Genomic DNA, 20,141 nt, shown 5'->3' with positions numbered 1-20,141 from the left:
GGAGCAATCGGACCAGGATGCCTAGGGTTTCTCTATCCCGCGCAGACTCACGACCGTGACGCTGCGCGTAACAGCACTCTTAACAGGAGGACAAGTGAAGCGCAACAAGATTGCCCTGTCGGGGCTCGCGCTCCTCGCCGTCGGAGGGCTCACGCTCGCCGGCTGCGCGGGTGGCGGAGACTCGGGCGACACCGACGGTGGCGGCGCGAGCGACGCGATCATCACCACGAACGGTTCTGAGCCGGAAAACCCGCTCATCCCCACCGCGACCAACGAGGTCGGCGGCGGAAAGATCCTCGACGCGATCTTCGCGGGCCTGGTGTCCTACGGTGCGGATGGCTCGCCCGTCAACGACATGGCCGAAGAGATCACGGTCGATGACCCGCAGAACCTGACGGTGAAGATCAAGGAAGGCCAGACCTTCACGGACGGCGAGGAAGTCACCGCCGACAACTTCATCAAGGCGTGGAACTACGGCGCACTTGCCTCGAACGAGCAGTACAACAGCTACTTCTTCGAGGACATCGAGGGCTTCAGCTACGACGAGGACTCGGAGCTCACGGGCCTCGAGCAGGTCGACGACTACACGTTCACGATCGCGCTGAACAAGCCGGCCTCGGACTTCGCGCTGCGTCTCGGCTACTCGGCCTACTACCCGCTGCCCGACGTCGCGTTCGAGGACATGGCCGCGTACGGCGAGAACCCGATCGGCAACGGCCCGTACATGCTCGACGGTGAGGGCGCGTGGCAGCACGACGTGCAGATCGACCTCGTCAAGAACGAGGACTACCAGGGCGTGCGCGAGGTGATGAACGGCGGTCTGTCGATCATCTTCTACGCATCGCAGGATGCCTCCTACGCCGACCTGCTCGCGGGTGAGGTCGACGTCGTCGATCAGATCCCGACGGGGTCGCTCGCAACGTTCGAGTCGGACCTCGGCGACCGCGCGGTGAACCAGCCGGCCGCGGTGTTCCAGTCCTTCACCGTTCCCGAGTACCTCCCGCACTTCGCGGGCGAAGAGGGCCAGCTGCGCCGTCAGGCCATCTCGATGGCCATCGACCGCGCGCAGATCACCGACGTGATCTTCGAGGGCACCCGCACCCCCGCGAGCGACTTCACGTCGCCCGTCATCGCGGGTTGGTCGGACGCGCTCGAAGGCGCCGAGGTCCTCGAGTACAACGAGGAAGAGGCACAGGCTCTCTGGGCCGAGGCCGACGCCATCTCCCCGTGGGATGGTTCGTTCCAGATCGCGTACAACGCCGACGGTGGCCACCAGGCCTGGGTCGACGCGGTGACCAACTCGATCACCAACGTGCTCGGCATCGAGTCGTCGGGTGCACCGTACCCGACGTTCGCCGAACTGCGCGAGCTCGTCAACTCCCGCACGATCACCACCGCGTTCCGTACCGGATGGCAGGCCGACTACCCCGGCCTGTACAACTTCCTCGGACCGCTCTACGCGACCAACGCGGGCTCGAATGACGGCGACTACTCGAACGAAGAGTTCGACGCGCTGCTGGCCGAGGGCATCTCCTCCACCGACATCGGTGAGGCGAACGAGCTGTTCCAGCAGGCGCAGTCCGTTCTGCTGCAGGACCTGCCGGCCACGCCGCTCTGGTACTCGAACGTGACCGGCGGATACGCCGACACGGTCGAGAACGTCGAGTTCGGTTGGAACTCGGTTCCGCTCTACCACGAGATCACCAAGGGCTAAGGCCTGATCTCACTCGCGAGGCGGTGACGGTTACACGTCACCGCCTCGCGACATGTTCCCCAGGGCTCGCGTTCGCCCACCCGACGCGGCACGATGCTCTTAGCGGGTTCGCGCGTGCCGACAGGGCACGCGCTCGCCCCGTATCCGGAGGGAGTGAGGGTGCTCGCGTACATCCTCAGACGTCTTCTGCAGGTCATCCCCGTGTTCTTCGGGGCGACACTGCTCATCTACTTCATGGTTTTCGCCATGCCTGGGGATCCGATCCTCGCCCTCTTCGGCGACCGGACCCCGAACCCCGCACTGCTCGAGCAGTTGCGCGAGAGGTATCACCTCGACGACCCGTTCCTGGTGCAGTACTTCTACTACATCACCGGCGTTCTCCGGGGTGACTTCGGCATCAGCTTCTCGGGTCAGCCGGTGAGTGAGATTCTCGTCCGTACCTTCCCGGTGACCTTCCGCCTCGCGGTTCTGGCGATCATCATCGAGTTCACCCTCGCCATCGTGATCGGCACGATTTCGGCGCTCCGCAAGGGCAAGCTGTTCGACAACACGTCTCTCGTCGTCGCACTGATCTTCGTCGCCGTTCCGATCTTCGTGCTCGCGTTCCTCGCGCAGTACTTCCTCGCCATCCAGTGGGGATGGTTCCGTCCAACGGTCGGATCGCAGAACGGATGGTTCGACCTCACGTTGCCCGCTCTCGTGCTGGGTTTCAGCCTGTACGCGACGAGCATGCGCCTGATGCGGGCCTCGACGATCGACACGCTCAATCAGGACTGGGTTCGCACCGCGTACAGCAAGGGGCTCTCGCGCCGACGCGTCGTGCCCGTGCATGTCATGCGGAACTCTCTGCTGCCCGTCATCACCAACTCGGCCACGAACTTCGGCGTCCTGCTGGTCGGCGCGACCGTCACCGAGGGAATCTTCAACGTCCCGGGCATCGGCAACACGCTGTACTCGGCGACGATCCGTCAGGAGGGGCCGACCGTGGTCTCGATCGTGACGGTGTTCGTCGTCGTCTACGTGCTCGTCAATCTCATCGTCGACCTGCTCTACGGTCTGCTCGATCCGAGGATCCGCTATGCCAAGTGATCTGAATCCCGCCCCGCACTTCGTCGCCCCGGTCCGCGAGACCGAGATCAAGGTCGACGAGGTCCGCGTCGCCGCGAAACGCAGCAACCTCTGGCTCGACGCGTGGCGCGACATGCGTCGGCGCCCGACCTTCTGGGTCTCGAGCGTCGTGGTGCTCGTGATCGTCGTCATGGCGTTCGCGCCGACGCTGTTCACCCAGGTGCCCCCGGCCAACGACTGCTTCCTCGAGAACAGCAACGGTGGCCCCGCGCCGGGACATCCGCTCGGCTTCACATTCCTCGGTTGCGACATCTGGTCGCGCATCGTCTGGGGAGCGCGCACATCGCTCTCGGTGGGCCTCCTGGCCACGCTGATCGGTACCGTCGTCGGCCTGGTCTTCGGCGCCCTTGCCGGGTTCTACGGCGGATGGCTGGACTCCGTGCTCTCGCGCATCGGCGACATCTTCTTCGCCATCCCGTACATCCTTGCGGCGATCGTCGTGATGAGCGTCTTCTCCCAGAACCGCACGGTCTTCACCCTCGCGTTCGCCATCGGTGGATTCGCGTGGGCCGCGACGGCCCGCATCGTGCGTGCGGAGATCCTGCGGGTGCGTCAGGCCGACTTCGTGATGGCTTCACGCGCGCTCGGCCAGTCGCGCATCAAGACCCTGATCTCGCACGTCGTGCCGAACGCGTTGCCGCCGGTTCTGGTCGTCGCGACGATTTCACTCGCGGCCGCGATCGTCGCCGAGGCCACCCTGGCGTTCCTCGGTGTCGGGCTCGGCAGCACGACGATGTCGTGGGGCAATGACATCAGCCAGGCGCAGCAGTCACTCCGCGTGGCCCCCATGGCGCTGATCTACCCCTCGATCGCGCTGACTGTCACCGTCTTGGCGTTCATCGTGTTGGGTGAGCTCATCCGAGACGGCATCGATCCGAAGGCGAGGGCCCGCCGATGAGCGAGCGCACCGACGTCCCGCTCCTGAGCATCCGTGACCTCACCGTCGCGTTCGGCTCCAACGAGGTGCTGCACGGCGTGAGCCTGGACATCTTCCCCGGCGAGACCGTGGCGATCGTGGGGGAGTCCGGCTCGGGCAAGTCCACGACCGCGTCGGCCGTTGTCAACCTCCTCCCGGGCAACGGTCTGGTGACGGGCGGGAGCATCAAGCTCGACGGCCGCGAACTCACCGACCTCAACGCCACGCAGATGGAGCGCATCCGCGGGCGTGAGATCGGCTACGTACCGCAGGACCCGATGTCGAACCTCAACCCGGTGTGGAGCATCGGCTTCCAGGTCAAGGAGGCGATCCGTGCGAATGGAATCGCTTCGGGGCGCAAGGAAATCGATGCCCGTGCGATCGAGGTTCTGCAGCAGGCGGGACTTCCGGATGCGGCGAAACGCCTTCATCAGTTCCCGCACCAGTTCTCGGGCGGCATGCGCCAGCGTGCGCTGATCGGCATCGGTCTGGCCGCCGACCCGAAGCTGCTCATCGCCGACGAGCCGACCTCGGCCCTCGACGTCACGGTGCAGCGCGTCATCCTCGACCACATGGCGACGCTCACCCGCGACAAGGGCACTTCGGTGCTGCTCATCACGCACGACCTGGGCCTCGCCGCCGAGCGCGCCGAGAAGATCATCGTGATGAACCGCGGTGAGATCGTCGAGATGGGCCCGAGCCGCGAGATCCTCGAGAACCCGCTGCACCCCTACACCCAGCGTCTCGTCGCCGCGGCGCCCAGCCTGGCGTCCCAGCGCATTCAGACCCGGCCGCGCGAACTGGCCGGCACGAATGCTGCGCCGGCCGCTCCCGCGATCGAGGTCCGCGACCTCGTCAAGGAATACAAGATCCGCCTCGGCGGCTTCCGCAGCGAGGCCTTCCGTGCCGTCGACGGGGTGTCGTTCCAGATCCCGCGCGGCAAGACCCTGGCCCTGGTGGGCGAGTCCGGTTCGGGCAAGTCCACCGTCGCGAAGATGGTGCTCAAGCTCGAGGATCCGACCTCGGGCGACGTGTTCGTCGACGGGCAGAACGTCGCGAAGCTCAGCGGCCGGGAGGCATTCCGGCTGCGCCGTCAGATGCAGCCGGTCTTCCAGGACCCGTATGGATCGCTCGATCCGCTCCGCAACATCGGCAACACGATCTCGGAGCCACTCAACATTCACAAGGTCGGCGATCGCGCATCGCGCCGTGCGCGTGTGGCCGAGCTGCTGGATCAGGTCTCGCTTCCGCAGGAGCTGGAGTCGCGCTATCCCAACGAACTCTCGGGCGGCCAGCGTCAGCGCGTGGCCATCGCGCGGGCGCTCGCGCTCAAGCCCGACGTCGTCGTGCTGGACGAGGCCGTGTCGGCTCTCGACGTGCTCGTGCAGGATCAGATCCTGCAGCTGCTCGCGGAGCTGCAGAGCGAGCTGGGGTTGACGTACCTGTTCATCACGCACGACCTCGCCGTCGTCCGCGTCGCCGCGGATACGGTGGCGGTCATGGAGCGCGGCAAGATCGTCGAACAGGGCACGGTCGACGAGATCTTCGCTAATCCCGCCGAGGAGTACACACGGCGCCTGCTCGCGGCGATCCCGGGTGCATCGATCCCGCTGGGCGGCGTGTGACGGGCGTGCCCTCGCCGTCTGCGCCGAGCGAACCTGTCGGCGGGCCCAGGGATGTGCGGGTATTCCGCGCCCCCTCCGCCACGATCGGGGCGATCGCCGGCGGCGTCGTTGCCCTCGCGTTGCTCGTCGACGCGGCCGTGCGTGCCGGGCTCGGCGAGATGCTGTTGTTGGCGCCCTGGGTCCTGTTGGTGCTCTGGTTCGTCTACGTGCTCGTGTACGCCCCGCACATCCGGACGGATGCCGACGGTGTTCGCGTTCACAACCTGTTGCGGATCGTCGAGTTCCCCTGGAGCGCCGTGCGCGACATCGAGCTGCGGTGGCAGGTGCGCTTTCGACTGAGTACGGGACGGGATGTCGCGAGCTTCGGCGGTCCGGTCGCGGGACGGCCCGCCCGGCCGGGTCTGCGTCTCGGCGGCGGCGAGCGACGAGAGCCGCCCGCCCTGCGCGACATGGAGCTGCTCCGCGAACAGTGGATCTCGGCCACGGAGGGTGAGCCCGTGCCAGAGCTCACTGTGCCGGGGTTCGCACCCGCAGCATCCGTCGTCCGTCGCGGCTGGGACGTGCCGGCCCTGATTGCGCTCGCTGCCATCGCCGTGTGGGCCGTGGGCGCCCTGATCACCGTGAACGCTTCCTGATTGCCGAAATGGGCAAAGCAGGAGCTGCCTTTGGCGCATTTCTTGCACAGGGCGGGATTGTTACGTTCGTGAAAAGACACGCGCATAGGGGTGGCCGAATCGATATACCGGGTTAGGGTCTATGGAATCGCCGGTCCCCACGGCGGGCTGAGAACCAGCATTCGTGACACCGAGTTCCACCCGGAACCGTTTCCGAGAGATCCACGATGACGTACGCAACTTCCCCCGCTGCATACCGCGACACACCCGCCAGGCCCGCCCGGTGACGCTCTATGTGGCCCGCAGGTTCATCCACTACGCGATCCTCAGCCTGATCGCGACGTGCCTCGCCTACATTCTGGCGAGCGTGCTGCTGAAGCCCCAAGACCGGTTCTACGGGATGAATCCGCGTCCCCCGCAGTCCTCGATCGATGCGAGCCTCAACGCGATGGGTGTGAACCCCGACGTCCCCGTGCTCGTGCGGCTGTGGAACTGGCTCGTTGATCTGTTCACGCAGTTCTCGCTCGGCGAGACGGTCGGCGGGGCGCAGGTCACGGCCGAGATCGCGGCTCGGTCAGGCGCGAGCCTGCGTCTGCTGCTGATCGGGTCGATCCTCGGCGCGATCGTGGGTGTGCTGCTCGGCGTCTGGGGGGCCGTGCGGCAGTACCGCGCGAGCGACCAGATCGTCACGTACTCGTCGTACATCGTCTTCGCGACACCGACGTTCGTGATCGGCGTTCTGCTCATGATCGCCGCGACGTCTTTCAACAACGCCCTGGGAACCCAGGTCATCCGCTTCACGGGCGAGTACACGGCCGGGATATCGGGAGGCTGGTGGGACATCGCGCTCGACCGAGCCATCCATCTCCTGCTGCCGACGATCGCCCTCGTGCTGATCAGCGCCTCGTCGTACTCGCGCTACCAGCGCAGCGTCATGCTCGATGTGCTCGGTGCCGACTACATCCGCACCGCGCGAGCCAAGGGCCTGCCCCGTTCGAAGGCGCTCGTGCGCCACGGCGTGCGCATTGCGCTCATCCCCATGTCGACGTTCTTCGCCTACAGCTTCGGCACGCTGATCGCCGGCTCGGCGATGCTCGAGATCGTCTTCTCGTGGCGGGGGATGGGCCAGTTCCAGCTGAACGCCGTGACACAGAACGACATCAACGCGGTTGCGGGATCGACGCTGTTCGTCGCGGTGCTCGTGCTGCTGTCGTCGACGCTGTCCGAAGTGCTGTACGCGGCGCTCGACCCGAGGGTGAGGGCCTGACATGACCATGCAGCAAGAGGCGCTCGAGGCGCCGCTCGAGCCCCGCGACCCGGTCACCCGGGAGCGCAAGCCGCTCTCGCGCAACCGCCTGGTGTGGGCGCGGCTGCGCGGCATGCCGCGATTCTGGGTCGGCGCATCCGCCTTCGTCCTGATCGTGCTGTGGGCGATCATCGGGCCGCTGGCGTACCCGTGGGGTGTCACCGACCGCGACGCGCTGAACATGGGCATGGGGCCGACCCTCCGCCACTGGTTCGGCACGAACGCGATCGGACAGGACATCTACGCCCAGACCATGTCGGGCCTGCAGAAGTCGCTCATCATCGGGCTGCTGGCCGGTATCGGTGCCACCCTGATCGCCGCGATCGTGGGATCGCTCGCGGGGTATCTCGGGGGACGCGCGGACAGCGTGATCGGATGGTTCATCCACCTGCTGCTCGTGATCCCCTCGTTCTTCATCCTCGTGCTGCTGAGCCCCCTGACCCGCGGGCTGTCATGGCTCGCGCTGACATTCTTCCTGGCGATCTTCAGCTGGATGATCATGGCGCAGGTCGTCCGCAACCAGACGCGGTCGCTCCGAAACCGCGACTTCGTCCGCGCGGCCCGCTACATGGGCATGCCGACGCGCAAGATCCTGGGGCGCCACATCCTGCCGAACATCGCGTCCTTGCTGATCATCGACGCGACGCTGGGCATCGTGGCCTCGATCATGGCCGAGACGTCGCTGAGCTACTTCGGGTTCGGAGTTCAGAAGCCGGATGTCTCGCTCGGCACGCTTCTCGCCGACGGCACCGCCGCGGCGCTCACCCGACCCTGGCTGTTCGTCTTCCCCGCGGCGGTGCTCATCATCCTGCTCTTCGCCATCAGCCTGATCGGCGACGCCCTGCGCGATGCCATCGACCCGACCTCGGGGGTGAACCGTGGCTGAGTTCCACGTCGGCCGCAAGGCCGCCGCGCGCACGCCCGTCGTCGGTGCGCCGCTGCTCTCCGTCCGCGACCTGAGCGTGACGTTCCCGCAGCGCGGCGGCGACCCGGTGCGTGCCGTCCGGGGCATCTCGTACGACGTGCACGCGGGGGAGTTCCTCGGCATCGTGGGCGAGTCCGGTTCGGGCAAGTCCGTGTCTTCGCTCGCGGTCATGGGTCTGCTGCCTTCGTCGGCACAGATCACCGGCGTTATCGAGTTCGAGGGCCGCTCGCTTCTCGGCATGGGCGACAACGAGCTGTCCCGCATCCGCGGCGCCGAACTCGCCATGGTGTTCCAGGACCCGCTCTCGGCGCTGACCCCGGTGTACTCGGTCGGCGACCAGATCTCCGAGGGCCTGCGTCTGCACGACTCCTCCCTCTCGGTGCAGGCTGCGCACGCGCGCGCGGTCGAGCTGCTGAAGATCGTCGGGATTCCCGACGCCGAGCGCCGCGCTCGCGCCTTCCCGCACGAGTTCTCGGGCGGGATGCGTCAGCGTGCCATGATCGCCATGGCCATCGCGAACGACCCGAAGGTGATCATCGCCGACGAGCCGACGACGGCGCTCGATGTGACGATCCAGGCGCAGATCCTCGAGGTCCTCGAGACGGCGCGCGAGATCACGGGCTCCGCCGTGGTCCTCATCACGCACGACCTCGGGGTCGTGGCAGGGCACGCGGACCGCGTCGGCGTGATGTACGCGGGCAAGCTCGTCGAACTCGGAACGACCGACGAGGTCTTCCACGAGCCGCACATGCCGTACACGATCGGCCTGTTGCGGTCTGTTCCGAACATGCTGACCGCCGGAACCCAGCGCCTGGTGCCGCTCGAGGGTCGGCCGCCCTCGCTCAGCGCCCTGCCTCGCGGCTGCCCCTTCGCGCCGCGCTGTCCCGTTTCGATCGACGCGTGCCACGACGTCGAGCCCGAGCTGATCGACCACGACCCGGGTTCGGTTCCGCCCCACGTCTCGGCGTGCATCCGTGCCGGTGAGATCGCTCGCGGTGAGTTGCCGCGCGCCGGGGTGTTCCCGCGGCCCGAGCCGCTGCCCCAGGAGGAGCGTGCCCAGACGACGGATGCTCCCGTCGTCCGAGTCACCGATCTGGTGCGGCACTTCCCCCTCATGAAGGGGTCGATCTTCCCGCGCCGCATCGGCACCGTGCGTGCCGTCGATGGTGTCTCGTTCACGCTCCAAGCGGGGCGCACGCTCGGGCTCGTGGGCGAGTCCGGGTGCGGCAAGACCACGACGATCCTCGAGATCATGGAGATGGTCGCGCCCCAGGGCGGACGGATCGAGATCTCGGGCAAGGACGTGGGCGAGCTCGGCAAGGGCGCGCGCCACGCGTTGCGTGAAGACATCCAGATCGTCTTCCAAGACCCGATGGGCGCGATCGACCCGCGTCTGCCGATCGGCGAGGTCATCACCGAGCCGCTGTGGGTCGCGGGCAAGCCGAAGGCCGAGCGCGATCGGCGCGTCGTCGAACTGCTGGAGCTTGTCGGGCTGGACCCCGCCATGGCCGACCGGTACCCGCACGAGTTCTCGGGCGGACAGCGGCAGCGCATCGGTATCGCCCGCGCGCTCTCGACGAACCCCTCGATCATCGTGCTCGACGAGCCGGTCTCGGCTCTCGATGTGTCGATCCAGGCCGGCATCATCAACCTGCTCGAAGACCTCAAGGACCGCCTGGGCCTCTCGTTCCTCTTCGTGGCACACGACCTCGCCGTCGTCCGGCAGATCGCCGACGATGTTGCCGTGATGTACCTCGGTCGCATCGTCGAACACGGCCCGATCGCCGAGGTGTTCAACGAGCCGAGGCATCCGTACACCAAGGCCCTCATCTCGGCCGCACCGATTCCCGACCCGCGCATCGAACGCGCTCGCACACGCATCCTGCTGCAGGGAGACCTCCCGAGCCCGACGCAGGAGATCTCGGGGTGCCGCTTCCGCACCCGCTGCCCGCTGTACGCGTTGCTGGACGACGCGTCGCAGCAGGTCTGCCGCGGAAGCGACCCCGAACTGACCCGGCACGGCCGCGCGAGCGTCGCCTGCCATCACGCGGATCGCTCCGCGCTGATGGATGAGGCGGCGCTCGGCCGCGCCGGGTAAACGCCCGAGGCGACGGCACCACGCCGCCTCGGTCTTCCCCAGAAAACACGAGAGGAAACGATCACATGAGAACTCGAAGTGCGAAGGCGCTCGGCGCCATCGCGATGCTCGGCGCTTCGGCGCTGGTCATCGCGGGCTGTTCTGCAGGCAACACCGAGGGTCCGAGCGACGCCCCGACGGATGCCGCAGAGCTCCCGACGACCGACTGGATCCGTGCGGATGCCGCCGGCGTTCAGGACGGCGGAGACCTCAACCTCGCCATCTCCGCCCTGCCCTCGAATTTCAACATCTACCAGATCGACGGAAACGAGTCCGACACGGTCGACCTCGTTGAGACCACCATCGGTGGACCCTTCAAGATCGACGAATCCGGTGCTCCGATCATCGATGAGAACTACGCGTCGTCCGCGGAGATCACGAGCGAAGACCCGCAGGTCGTCGAGATCAAGCTCAATCCCGACGCCGTTTGGGAGGACGGGACTCCCGTCACTGTTGCCGACTACGTGGCCACGTGGCAGGCGAACAACGGCTCCAACGAGGAATACATCAACGTCTCTACGAGCGGCTGGGACCAGATCGAATCGATGGAGGCGGGTGATGACGAATACCACCTCGTCGTGACCTTCTCATCGGTGTACGCCGACTGGCAAGGTCTCTTCACATCGCTCCTGAAGGAGAGCGTCGCGAGCGACCCCGCCGTCTTCAACGAGGGCTTCCTCACGACGGCCACGCCTTCGGCGGGCCCCTTCGTGATCACCGAAGTCGACACGACCGGCGGGGTGATCACGGCTGAGCGCAACCCCCTGTGGTGGGGCGAGACCCCCAAGCTCGACCGCATCCTGTTCCAGGCCGTGAGCCAGGACCAGCAGGGTTCGTCGTTCGCGAACGGTGAGATCGATGCGCTCTACATCTCGGCGAACGCCGATCAGTACGAGACCGCGCAGACGGTCGACGGTGCGGACATCCAGGCCACGAACGGTCTGACCTGGACGCACGTGACGATGAACGCAAAGGAAGGGCCGCTTGCGGACGTGAACGTGCGCAAGGCGGTCGCCTCGATCGTCAACCGTGAGCAGATCTCGGCAGCGGCCAACACGCCGGTAGGCGTCCCCGCCGTGACGCAGGGTGACTACATCTTCATGCCGGGTCAGGACGGGTACACCGACGCCGCCCTGCCTTACGACGTAGACGCCGGTGCGGCCTTCCTCGAAGAGGCCGGATACACGAAGGACGGCGAGTCGTGGGTCAAGGACGGCGAGCCGCTCGAGCTGAGCGTCACCGTTCCCGCCGACACCGCGACCAACATCCAGCGTGCCGAGCAGGTGCAGGCCGACCTCGGCGAGTTCGGCATCCCCGTCGAGCTCGTCTCCGTGCCCGTCGCCGGCTACTTCAGCGACTACGTGATCCCGGGCGACTTCGAGATGGTCAGCTTCTCGTGGGTCGGCACCGCCTTCCCGATCTCGTCGACGGAGCCGCTCTTCTTCCCGCTGGACTCCGAGCAGAACTTCACCGGCACGACCGATGAGGCGCTCGGTGACCTGTGGGATCAGGCGAATGCCGAGCTTGACCCCGAGGCGCGCATCGAGATCGCGAACGAGATCAACGCGGCCATCTGGGAGTACGTCCCGATGTTCCCGATCGCGCCGCTCCCGAACGTGTGGGCTGTGCAGGATGGCGTCGTGAACTACGGCGCCACGCAGTTCGAGACGGTCGACTGGACGCTCGTGGGCTGGGCTGCCGAGTAAGCACGAACCTCGGTTCGGGCGGGGTGGGATCCTTCGGGTCCCGCCCCGTTTCCGTTCCCCGCCCTGTTGCCCGGCGCAGGTACTCTGCTGTGCGCGGGGTTCGAGAGCGGGCACACGCCGGGCTCACAGCGGCCTGCGATAGGCTGGTCGGGACTGGACCCTTCGACAACGGCTGTTGAGCCTGTCAGAACACGGGGGCCGTCTCTCACACTTCCCATCACTGCAAGGACCTTTTCATGGCGCGTGCCTTCCGTTCCGATCTCCGCAATGTCGCGATCGTCGCGCACGTCGACCACGGCAAGACGACCCTCGTCGACGCGATGCTCCGCCAGACCGGCTCGTTCGGCTCGCACGAGCACACCGAAGAGCGCGCGATGGACTCGAACGACCTCGAGCGCGAAAAGGGCATCACGATCCTCGCCAAGAACACGGCGGTCACCTACAAGGGTGTCCACGCGACCGACGGTCCCGTGACGATCAACGTCATCGACACCCCGGGCCACGCCGACTTCGGTGGCGAGGTCGAGCGCGGCCTGTCCATGGTCGACGGCGTCGTGCTGCTCGTGGATGCCTCGGAGGGACCCCTCCCGCAGACCCGGTTCGTGCTGCGCAAGGCCCTCGAGGCCAAGCTCCCCGTCATCCTGCTGGTCAACAAGACCGACCGTCCCGACGCCCGCATCGCCGAGGTCGAGGAAGAGAGCCACGACCTGCTGCTCGGACTCGCGTCCGACCTGGTCGACGACGTTCCGGACCTCGATGTCGACGCCCTGCTCGATGTCCCCGTCGTCTACGCCAGCGGTCGTGCCGGTGCCGCGTCGCTGAACCGTCCCGACAACGGTGCTCTGCCCGACAACGACGACCTCGAGCCGCTCTTCGGCGCGATCCTCGAGCACGTTCCCGCGCCGTCGTACGACGACGACGCGCCCCTGCAGGCCTGGGTCACGAACCTCGACTCGAGCCCCTTCCTCGGCCGCCTCGCACTGCTTCGCGTCTTCAACGGCACGCTCAAGAAGGGCCAGACGGTCGCCTGGGTGCGCGCCGACGGTTCGACCAGCAACGCCCGCATCACCGAGCTCTTCAAGACCCGCGCGCTCGAGCGCTACCCCGCGGATGACGCGGGCCCGGGTGACATCGTCGCGATCGCCGGCTTCCCCGACATCACGATCGGTGAGACGATCGCCGACCCCGAAGACATCCGTCCCCTCCCGGGGATCACGGTCGACGACCCCGCGATCTCGATGACCATCGGCACGAACACCTCGCCGCTCGTCGGCAAGGTCAAGGGGCACAAGCTCACCGCGCGCATGGTCAAGGACCGCCTCGACCGCGAGCTGATCGGTAACGTCTCGCTCAAGGTCCTCGACATCGGACGCCCGGATGCCTGGGAGGTGCAGGGTCGTGGAGAGCTGGCCCTCGCCATCCTGGTCGAGAACATGCGACGCGAGGGCTTCGAGCTGACCGTTGGCAAGCCCCAGGTGGTCACGAAGCAGGTCGACGGCAAGACGCACGAGCCCTTCGAGCACCTGACGATCGACGCTCCCGAGGAATACCTCGGCGCGATCACGCAGCTGCTCGCGGCCCGCAAGGGCCGCATGGACAACATGACCAACCACGGCACCGGCTGGGTGCGCATGGAGTTCATCGTCCCCTCGCGCGGCCTGATCGGCTTCCGCACCGAGTTCCTGACCACGACCCGCGGCACCGGCATCGCGAACGCGATCTCGCACGGCTACGAGCCCTGGGCGGGCGCGATCGTCACGCGTCAGAACGGTTCGATCGTCTCCGACCGCTCGGGTGTCGTCACCCCCTTCGCGATCATCGCGCTGCAGGAGCGCATGTCGTTCTTCGTCCAGCCCACGCAGGAGGTCTACGAGGGCATGGTCGTCGGCGAGAACTCGCGTGCCGATGACATGGACGTGAACATCACGAAGGAGAAGAAGCTCACGAACATGCGTGCCGCGAGCTCCGACACCTTCGAGTCGATGACGCCGCCGCGCCTGCTGACGCTGGAAGAGAGCCTCGAGTTCGCCCGCGACGACGAATGCGTCGAGGTCACGCCCGAGATCGTCCGCATCCGCAAGGTCGCGCTGGACGCGAACGAGCGCGCACGCGCCACGGCACGCCTCAAGCGCCAGGGCTGAGCTGCCCTTCTCTCGAACGGACGCAACACGCCGTACCTCGCTGATGCGAGCGGCGTGTTGCGTCCGTTCGCGCGTGTGGGCGAGCGGATGGCGCGCTCAGCGCAGTTCGGACACCAGCACGGCACTGGTGCCCGGCTGCAGTGCCTCGAACACGTGCGGCGCGTCCCCGGCGTAGGCCAGGTAGTCGCCGGGATCGAGCACGTGCGGCGCGTCGGCCGGGCCGACCCGTGCACGTCCGCTGACGAGGACGAGGTGCTCTGTCGTGCTCCGCTGGTGCGGATGCGACACGCGTGGCTCTCCCGGCTCGGCCCGGATCAGATAGATGTCGCGCCGGGCGTTGGGAGGACTGGCCGACAGCAGCGAAGCCACATACGGCGCGGCGGAGGATGGGATGCCCGCGGCCGAGCTGGCGCGCACGAGCGTGGGCGCCTGCGCCTCTTGGTCGACGAAAACGGCGAACGGCACACCGAGCGCCACGGCGAGGGCCCAGAGCGTTTCGACGCTCGGATTGCCCGAGCCGCTTTCGAGCTGCGAGACCGTGGCTTTGGATACGTCCGCGCGCCGGGCGAGCTCCGAAACTGAGATGCCGATGGCCTCGCGTTCGCGACGCAGGGTCCGGGCGATACGGGCGCCGAGGGGTTCCATTCGTTCATTATGGCAAACGATCGTTCGACTTGACAGTCATCCGTCCACTGTTCAGACTCTCACTCATGAGTCCCCATCGGCGTGCCAGGCGGGACGCCGATGGCCAGCCGAACCCCGAGGCGCGGCGCGCACGCAGGCAGGCGCTGGGGGTCGCTCTCGCGACGAGCGTCTATGGGGTGTCGTTCGGCGCCCTGTCCGTCGCATCTGGGCTCGATGTGTGGCAGACCTGCATCTTGAGCCTCGTCATGTTCACCGGGGGCTCGCAGTTCGCGTTCGTCGGAGTCATCGGCGCGGGGGGACTGGCGGCGGCACCCGCCGCGATCGCCTCGGCAGCCCTCCTCGGCGTCCGTAACGTCGCGTACGGGATGCGGATGTCTCCGGTCATCGGTCGGGGCTTGCTGCGCCGTGCCAGCGCCGCGCAGTTCACGATCGACGAGTCGACCGCCGTGTCGCTCGCCCAGACCACACCGCATGCCCGCACGCTCGGGTTCTGGCTGACCGGGCTCGGAATCTACCTCGGCTGGAACATCATGACCCTCATCGGAGCGCTGCTCGGCGACGTCCTCGGCGATCCGAAGGCGTACGGGCTCGACGCCGCCGCGGCGGCGGCCTTCCTGGCGCTGCTCTGGCCACGGCTGCGCGGTCGCCAGGCCATCGCCGTGGGTGTCGCCGCCGCGGTCGTCGCGACGGTCCTGACCCCCGGGCTCATGCCCGGGATGCCCGTGCTGCTGGCCGCCGTCGTGGCGATCGTCGTGGGGTGGTTCAACTGGCTCGGGCGGGTTGATGACTCAAGCGGGTCCCTTCGACAACCTCAGGGACCGGGACGGCCGACGGACCCTGAGCCTGTCGAAGGGTCAAAACGTGTGGACCAAGGCTGGGACGGACTGCCATGACCCTGTGGACCGCTGTGCTGCTCGCATCCGTCATCTGTCTCGCGCTCAAGGCGGTCGGCTACCTCTTGCCCACGGCGTGGGTGCAGGCGCCCCGCCCCGCGCGAATCGCCGACCTGCTCACCGTCGCATTGCTCGCCGCCCTGGTCGCCGTACAAACCGTCGGGGCGGGGCAGGCACTCGCGGTCGATGCGCGGGTGCCTGCCGTGCTGGTCGCCGCGGGGCTGCTGGCCATCCGCGCCCCGTTCCTGGTGGTGGTCGCGGCGGCAGCGGTGACGGCAGCCCTGCTGCGGTTGACGGGCTGGGCCGTCTGAAGGACGACTCGCGCGGGGTATCGTCGAGCCCATGCCGAAGTTCGTCTCACGTATCCCGACGTTGGTCATCGCCGCGCTCGCGGGCGCCGTTTTCGGCGTCGTCGGCACGGTCGCTCACGCGGCGACGATCTGGGGCATTCCGGTCGGCCTCGTCCTGGGGATCCTCGGCGCCGCGGCGCTGATGCTCGCCATCCGGCTGCTCGCCGATCGGTGGGCCTCCGTCGCCGCCGGTGTGGGGATAACGCTGGCAGTCATCGTGTTCTCGGGGGAGGGGCCAGGCGGATCCGTCATCGCCCCCGCGGGCATGGCCGCCGTGGTATGGACGGTCGCCTGTCCGCTCGTCGCCGTGCTGATCGTGGCCTGGCCCGAGTTCCCGGCGTCGACCCGGCCCGCTGCGGCCGCGCAGGCCGACGCATCCGTCGGTGCCGACGCCGGCCGGATCTGAGCGCGTCCGCGCCGACATAGACTGGTCGGGTGACCTACGTGATCGCCCTCCCGTGCGTCGATGTGAAGGACCGTGCCTGCATCGACGAGTGCCCCGTCGACTGCATCTACGAGGGTGAACGGTCGTTGTACATCCATCCGGACGAGTGCGTCGACTGCGGCGCCTGCGAGCCCGTGTGCCCCGTCGAGGCGATCTACTACGAGGACGACCTTCCCGCCGAGTGGAGCGACTACTACAAGGCGAATGTCGAGTTCTTCAACGACATCGGGTCGCCCGGCGGCGCGGCCAAGGTCGGCGTGATCCACAAGGACCACCCCGTCATCGAGGCGCTTCCCCCGCAGGAGCACTGAGCGTGGGGGTCCTGGGCCTCCCCGACTACCCGTGGGACCAGGTCGAGCCCTACGCGGCGCGGGCACGGCAGCATCCGGATGGGATCGCCGACCTCTCGATCGGCTCACCGGTCGACCCCACGCCCGAGATCATCCGTCGAGCGCTCGCCGAGGCGACCGATGCGCACGCTTACCCGCAGACGGTCGGAACGCCAGCGCTTCGCGAGGCGATCGCCGAGTGGTTCGGTCGCCGACGCGGTGTCGCCGGGCTCGAACCGCGCAACGTGCTGCCGACGATCGGCTCGAAGGAACTCGTGGCGCTGCTGCCGACCCTGCTGGGTCTCGGCGAACGGGATGTGGTCGTGCATCCGCGCGCCGCGTACCCGACGTACGAGATCGGTGCACGCGTTGCCGGCGCGATCCCATTCGCCTCCGACGAACCCGATGAGTGGCCCGCCGCGACGCGCCTCGTCTGGCTGAACTCGCCCGGCAATCCCGACGGTGGAGTGCTGGATATCGAGCAGCTCGCCCGCGCGGTCGCCCGTGCCCGTGAACTCGGCGCCGTCATCGCGGGCGACGAATGCTACGCCGAACTCGGCTGGGCCGGTTCGTGGGCGAACGAGCCCATCCCGAGCATCCTCGATCCGCGAGTCACGGGGGGTGACCCGACCGGCGTGCTGGCCGTGTACTCGCTCAGCAAGCAGTCGAACCTCGCCGGATACCGCGCCGCATTCCTGGCGGGCGACCCCGACCTGATCGCGCGCCTGGCGAACATCCGCAAGCATCTCGGGCTCATGCTGCCCGGTCCGGTGCAGGCCGCGATGGTCGTGGCCCTCGGCGACGACGCGCATGTCGCGGCCCAGAAAGAGCTGTATCGCGGCCGTCGCGCCGCCCTGAAGCCGGCGCTCGAGGAGGCCGGGTTCACGATCGATCGGAGCGAGGCGGGCCTCTACCTCTGGGCGACCGAGGGGCTCGACGCGTGGGACAGCATGGGGCGACTGGCGGACCTCGGCATCCTCGCGGGGCCGGGAGTCTTCTACGGTGAGCACTTCCCGCAACACGTGCGGCTTTCCCTCACGGCCACGGACGAGCGCATCGCCCGTGCGGCGGCTCGGCTCCGCGCGACTGTTTCGTAGACATCCACCATCGAACCCGGCGACGCTTTGGGCGGTTCGATAGTAGGCGCGATGGCGCACTAGGCTGTAACGACGCGGATGTCTGGGGCCCATCAGCCTCGACGCCGCCGTTCCGGTCGTCGCTCCATCAGCGTCGCACCGAACGAAAGCCGCCCGCCGCGGCTGAACCCCCAGACGACGACAATCGCAAGGAGGCGCCGTGAGCAACGATGTCAATGAAGACGCCACGCAGAACGAATCGGGCAGCGCGTCGGCAGCACCGCAGCCCACGAAGGCGTTCTTGAGCATCGCTGATCGAACGGCGGAACTCCCCGTCCTGCAGGCGAGCGACGGCACGCCGAGCATCGATATCTCGACCTTCATGCGCCAGACCGGGCACACCACTCTCGACTACGGCTTCGTGAACACCGCCGCCACCAAGTCGGCGATCACGTTCATCGACGGTGACAAGGGAATCCTGCGCTATCGCGGTTACCCGATCGAGCAGCTCGCCACGCACTCGAGCTACCTCGAGGTCGCCTGGCTGCTCATCTACGGCGAGCTGCCGAGCGCAGACGAGCTCGCGGCGTTCGACGACCGCATCCGTCACCACACGCTGCTCCACGAAGACCTCAAGCGCTTCTTCTCGGCTCTGCCGCACACCGCGCACCCGATGTCGGTGCTCTCGTCTGCCGTGTCGGCGCTGTCGACGTACTACGAGCGCGAGTCCGACCCGAACAACCCCGAGCACATCGAGCTCAACACGATCCGGATGCTCGCGAAGCTCCCCGTGATCGCGGCGTACGCGCACAAGAAGAGCGTGGGGCAGGCCTTCCTGTACCCCGACAACTCGCTGAGCTTCGTCGACAACTTCCTGAAGCTCAACTTCGGCGTGCTGAGTGAGATCTACGAGCCGAACCCCGTCATGTCGCGGGCTCTCGAACGCCTGCTGATCCTGCACGAAGATCACGAGCAGAATGCTTCCACCTCGACGGTGCGGCTTGTCGGATCGACCGGCGCGAACCAGTTCTCGTCGATCTCGGCGGGAATCAACGCGCTCTACGGCCCCCTGCACGGCGGCGCCAACGAGGCGGTGCTCGACATGCTCGGCAAGATCCGCGACTCGGGCGAGAGTGTTGCGCGCTTCGTCGAGCGGGTCAAGAACAAGGAAGACGGGGTCAAGCTCATGGGCTTCGGCCACCGTGTCTACAAGAACTACGACCCGCGCGCCAAGCTCGTGAAGGAGTCCGCGGACGAGGTGCTCGAGGCGCTCGGCGTCAGCGACCCGTTGCTCGACCTCGCGAAGGAACTCGAAGAGCTCGCGCTGAGCGACGATTACTTCAAGGAGCGTCGCCTGTACCCGAACGTCGACTTCTACACCGGCGTCATCTACAAGGCGATGGGCTTCCCGACGCGCATGTTCACGGTGTTGTTCGCGATCGGTCGTCTGCCGGGTTGGCTCGCGCACTGGCGCGAGATGCAGCTGGACCCGCAGACGAAGATCGGTCGCCCGCAGCAGCTGTACACGGGTGCACCGGAGCGCAACTACCCCGGCGCCTGATCCCTCGATCGTCGGGCCGTGCCTCGGTCACTGAGCTTGTCGAAGTGACGTGTTGTGCGAGGCCTCGGTCACTGAGCTTGTCGAAGTGACGTGTTGTGTCGTGCCTCGGTCACTGAGCTTGTCGAAGTGACGTGTTGTGTCGTGCCTCGGTCACTGAGCTTGTCGAAGTGACTGTTGTGCCTGGCTGCTCCGTTCGACAGGCTCAGGGAGCGTGAGGCCGGTCGCTGAGTCTCGACTCAGTCACTGTCGCTCGCGGAGCGGGAGAGGCCGGGCAGATCGGACATCCGTCCGTCGATCAAGGCTTGCTTCTTCGCTCGGCTCCACCCCTGGATCCGCTTCTCCCAGGCGACGACGCGCTCAATCGACCCGTCGGACGCGCACCACACGAGTGCGACGGGACGACGGCGGCGCGTGTACACGGCGCCCCGGTCAGCATGATTGTGTTCCCAGACCCGTTGTTCGATGTCGCGCGCGGTGCTTCCGGTGTAGAAGCTGCCGTCGTTGCAGCGCAGGAGGGGACTGCTGCACGAATAGGTGACATCTGATCTGGCTTGCCCTCGAGGGTGGCCTGGAAGGATGTTGCTGTGCCCAAGCCCTACCCGACCGAGTTCCGTGATGACGTCGTGCGCG

The 20,141-nt window shown here is 67.2% G+C and carries 18 protein-coding genes; 16 read left to right on the top strand and 2 right to left on the bottom strand.

Features of this window, described 5'->3' with window-relative positions:
- Positions 1–94 precede the first annotated feature (94 nt).
- The 10 genes from ACIQ0W_RS04810 (at position 95) to typA (ending at position 14,212) form a co-directional block, all read left to right on the top strand.
- Positions 95–1,714, top strand: coding sequence for an ABC transporter substrate-binding protein (locus tag ACIQ0W_RS04810; protein ID WP_396641674.1), 1,620 nt, complete (start codon positions 95–97; stop codon positions 1,712–1,714).
- A gap of 159 nt (positions 1,715–1,873) precedes the next feature.
- On the top strand, positions 1,874–2,803 hold the full coding sequence (locus ACIQ0W_RS04805) for an ABC transporter permease (protein ID WP_036299486.1): 930 nt from the start codon (positions 1,874–1,876) through the stop codon (positions 2,801–2,803).
- Positions 2,793–3,740 (top strand): ABC transporter permease, encoded by a 948-nt coding sequence (locus ACIQ0W_RS04800; RefSeq protein WP_396641673.1) that lies wholly within the window; start codon positions 2,793–2,795, stop codon positions 3,738–3,740. Before ACIQ0W_RS04805 ends, ACIQ0W_RS04800 begins: the two co-directional genes overlap by 11 nt.
- On the top strand, positions 3,737–5,383 hold the full coding sequence (locus ACIQ0W_RS04795) for a dipeptide ABC transporter ATP-binding protein (protein ID WP_396641672.1): 1,647 nt from the start codon (positions 3,737–3,739) through the stop codon (positions 5,381–5,383). Before ACIQ0W_RS04800 ends, ACIQ0W_RS04795 begins: the two co-directional genes overlap by 4 nt.
- 5 nt (positions 5,384–5,388) lie before the next feature.
- Positions 5,389–6,018: a PH domain-containing protein gene (locus ACIQ0W_RS04790; RefSeq protein ID WP_396641671.1), complete on the top strand. Its 630-nt coding sequence runs from the start codon at positions 5,389–5,391 to the stop codon at positions 6,016–6,018.
- 262 nt (positions 6,019–6,280) lie between these two features.
- Complete coding sequence (locus tag ACIQ0W_RS04785; protein ID WP_396641670.1) at positions 6,281–7,264, top strand: ABC transporter permease; 984 nt, start codon at positions 6,281–6,283, stop codon at positions 7,262–7,264.
- Position 7,265: 1 nt separating this feature from the next.
- Positions 7,266–8,189 carry an ABC transporter permease gene (locus ACIQ0W_RS04780; RefSeq protein WP_396641669.1) on the top strand — a complete coding sequence of 308 codons (924 nt, stop codon included), beginning with the start codon at positions 7,266–7,268 and terminating at the stop codon, positions 8,187–8,189.
- Positions 8,182–10,326, top strand: coding sequence for a dipeptide ABC transporter ATP-binding protein (locus ACIQ0W_RS04775; RefSeq protein ID WP_396641668.1), 2,145 nt, complete (start codon positions 8,182–8,184; stop codon positions 10,324–10,326). Before ACIQ0W_RS04780 ends, ACIQ0W_RS04775 begins: the two co-directional genes overlap by 8 nt.
- A gap of 65 nt (positions 10,327–10,391) precedes the next feature.
- Complete coding sequence (locus ACIQ0W_RS04770; protein WP_396641667.1) at positions 10,392–12,071, top strand: ABC transporter family substrate-binding protein; 1,680 nt, start codon at positions 10,392–10,394, stop codon at positions 12,069–12,071.
- A 236-nt stretch (positions 12,072–12,307) separates the two neighbouring features.
- Positions 12,308–14,212 carry a translational GTPase TypA gene (gene typA / locus ACIQ0W_RS04765; protein WP_396641666.1) on the top strand — a complete coding sequence of 635 codons (1,905 nt, stop codon included), beginning with the start codon at positions 12,308–12,310 and terminating at the stop codon, positions 14,210–14,212.
- 96 nt (positions 14,213–14,308) lie between these two features.
- On the opposite strand, the gene ACIQ0W_RS04760 is transcribed toward typA, so the two are convergent.
- Positions 14,309–14,857 carry a helix-turn-helix domain-containing protein gene (locus ACIQ0W_RS04760; protein ID WP_396641665.1) on the bottom strand — a complete coding sequence of 183 codons (549 nt, stop codon included), beginning with the start codon at positions 14,855–14,857 and terminating at the stop codon, positions 14,309–14,311.
- 65 nt (positions 14,858–14,922) lie between these two features.
- On the opposite strand from ACIQ0W_RS04760, the gene ACIQ0W_RS04755 reads away from it, so the two are divergent.
- From ACIQ0W_RS04755 to ACIQ0W_RS04730, 6 genes are all read left to right on the top strand, one after another.
- The gene (locus ACIQ0W_RS04755) at positions 14,923–15,750 is read left to right on the top strand and encodes an AzlC family ABC transporter permease (protein WP_396641664.1); all 828 of its coding nucleotides are present in this window, start codon (positions 14,923–14,925) and stop codon (positions 15,748–15,750) included.
- A complete protein-coding gene (locus ACIQ0W_RS04750; protein ID WP_396641663.1) occupies positions 15,747–16,061 on the top strand; it encodes an AzlD domain-containing protein in 315 nt (104 codons plus the stop codon). Before ACIQ0W_RS04755 ends, ACIQ0W_RS04750 begins: the two co-directional genes overlap by 4 nt.
- Before the next feature lie 31 nt (positions 16,062–16,092).
- Positions 16,093–16,506, top strand: a complete 414-nt coding sequence (locus ACIQ0W_RS04745; protein WP_396641662.1) for a DUF6113 family protein — start codon at positions 16,093–16,095, stop codon at positions 16,504–16,506.
- A 29-nt stretch (positions 16,507–16,535) separates the two neighbouring features.
- Positions 16,536–16,856, top strand: a complete 321-nt coding sequence (fdxA, locus tag ACIQ0W_RS04740; protein ID WP_396641661.1) for a ferredoxin — start codon at positions 16,536–16,538, stop codon at positions 16,854–16,856.
- A 2-nt stretch (positions 16,857–16,858) separates the two neighbouring features.
- Positions 16,859–17,971, top strand: coding sequence for a succinyldiaminopimelate transaminase (gene dapC / locus ACIQ0W_RS04735; RefSeq protein WP_396641660.1), 1,113 nt, complete (start codon positions 16,859–16,861; stop codon positions 17,969–17,971).
- A gap of 280 nt (positions 17,972–18,251) precedes the next feature.
- Positions 18,252–19,511, top strand: coding sequence for a citrate synthase (locus tag ACIQ0W_RS04730; RefSeq protein ID WP_396641880.1), 1,260 nt, complete (start codon positions 18,252–18,254; stop codon positions 19,509–19,511).
- Between the two features lie 236 nt (positions 19,512–19,747).
- On the opposite strand, the gene ACIQ0W_RS04725 is transcribed toward ACIQ0W_RS04730, so the two are convergent.
- The coding region (locus ACIQ0W_RS04725) for a GIY-YIG nuclease family protein (RefSeq protein ID WP_396641659.1) at positions 19,748–20,141 on the bottom strand (394 nt) is incomplete at its 5' end.

It is taken from the genome of Microbacterium sp., from assembly GCF_044340635.1.
Taxonomy (GTDB): domain Bacteria; phylum Actinomycetota; class Actinomycetes; order Actinomycetales; family Microbacteriaceae; genus Microbacterium.
The sequence above is the reverse complement of the archived record's forward strand: the minus strand, read 5'-3'. Positions and strand labels throughout refer to the sequence as shown.

Coding starts and splice junctions, on each gene's coding strand:
- ACIQ0W_RS04745 (WP_396641662.1), top strand. CDS start 16,093: ATGCCGAAGTTCGTCTCACGTATCCCGACGTTGGTCATCGCCGCGCTC.
- ACIQ0W_RS04770 (WP_396641667.1), top strand. CDS start 10,392: ATGAGAACTCGAAGTGCGAAGGCGCTCGGCGCCATCGCGATGCTCGGC.
- ACIQ0W_RS04755 (WP_396641664.1), top strand. CDS start 14,923: ATGAGTCCCCATCGGCGTGCCAGGCGGGACGCCGATGGCCAGCCGAAC.
- ACIQ0W_RS04780 (WP_396641669.1), top strand. CDS start 7,266: ATGACCATGCAGCAAGAGGCGCTCGAGGCGCCGCTCGAGCCCCGCGAC.
- ACIQ0W_RS04795 (WP_396641672.1), top strand. CDS start 3,737: ATGAGCGAGCGCACCGACGTCCCGCTCCTGAGCATCCGTGACCTCACC.
- ACIQ0W_RS04760 (WP_396641665.1), bottom strand. CDS start 14,857: ATGGAACCCCTCGGCGCCCGTATCGCCCGGACCCTGCGTCGCGAACGC.
- ACIQ0W_RS04800 (WP_396641673.1), top strand. CDS start 2,793: ATGCCAAGTGATCTGAATCCCGCCCCGCACTTCGTCGCCCCGGTCCGC.
- typA (WP_396641666.1), top strand. CDS start 12,308: ATGGCGCGTGCCTTCCGTTCCGATCTCCGCAATGTCGCGATCGTCGCG.
- ACIQ0W_RS04750 (WP_396641663.1), top strand. CDS start 15,747: ATGACCCTGTGGACCGCTGTGCTGCTCGCATCCGTCATCTGTCTCGCG.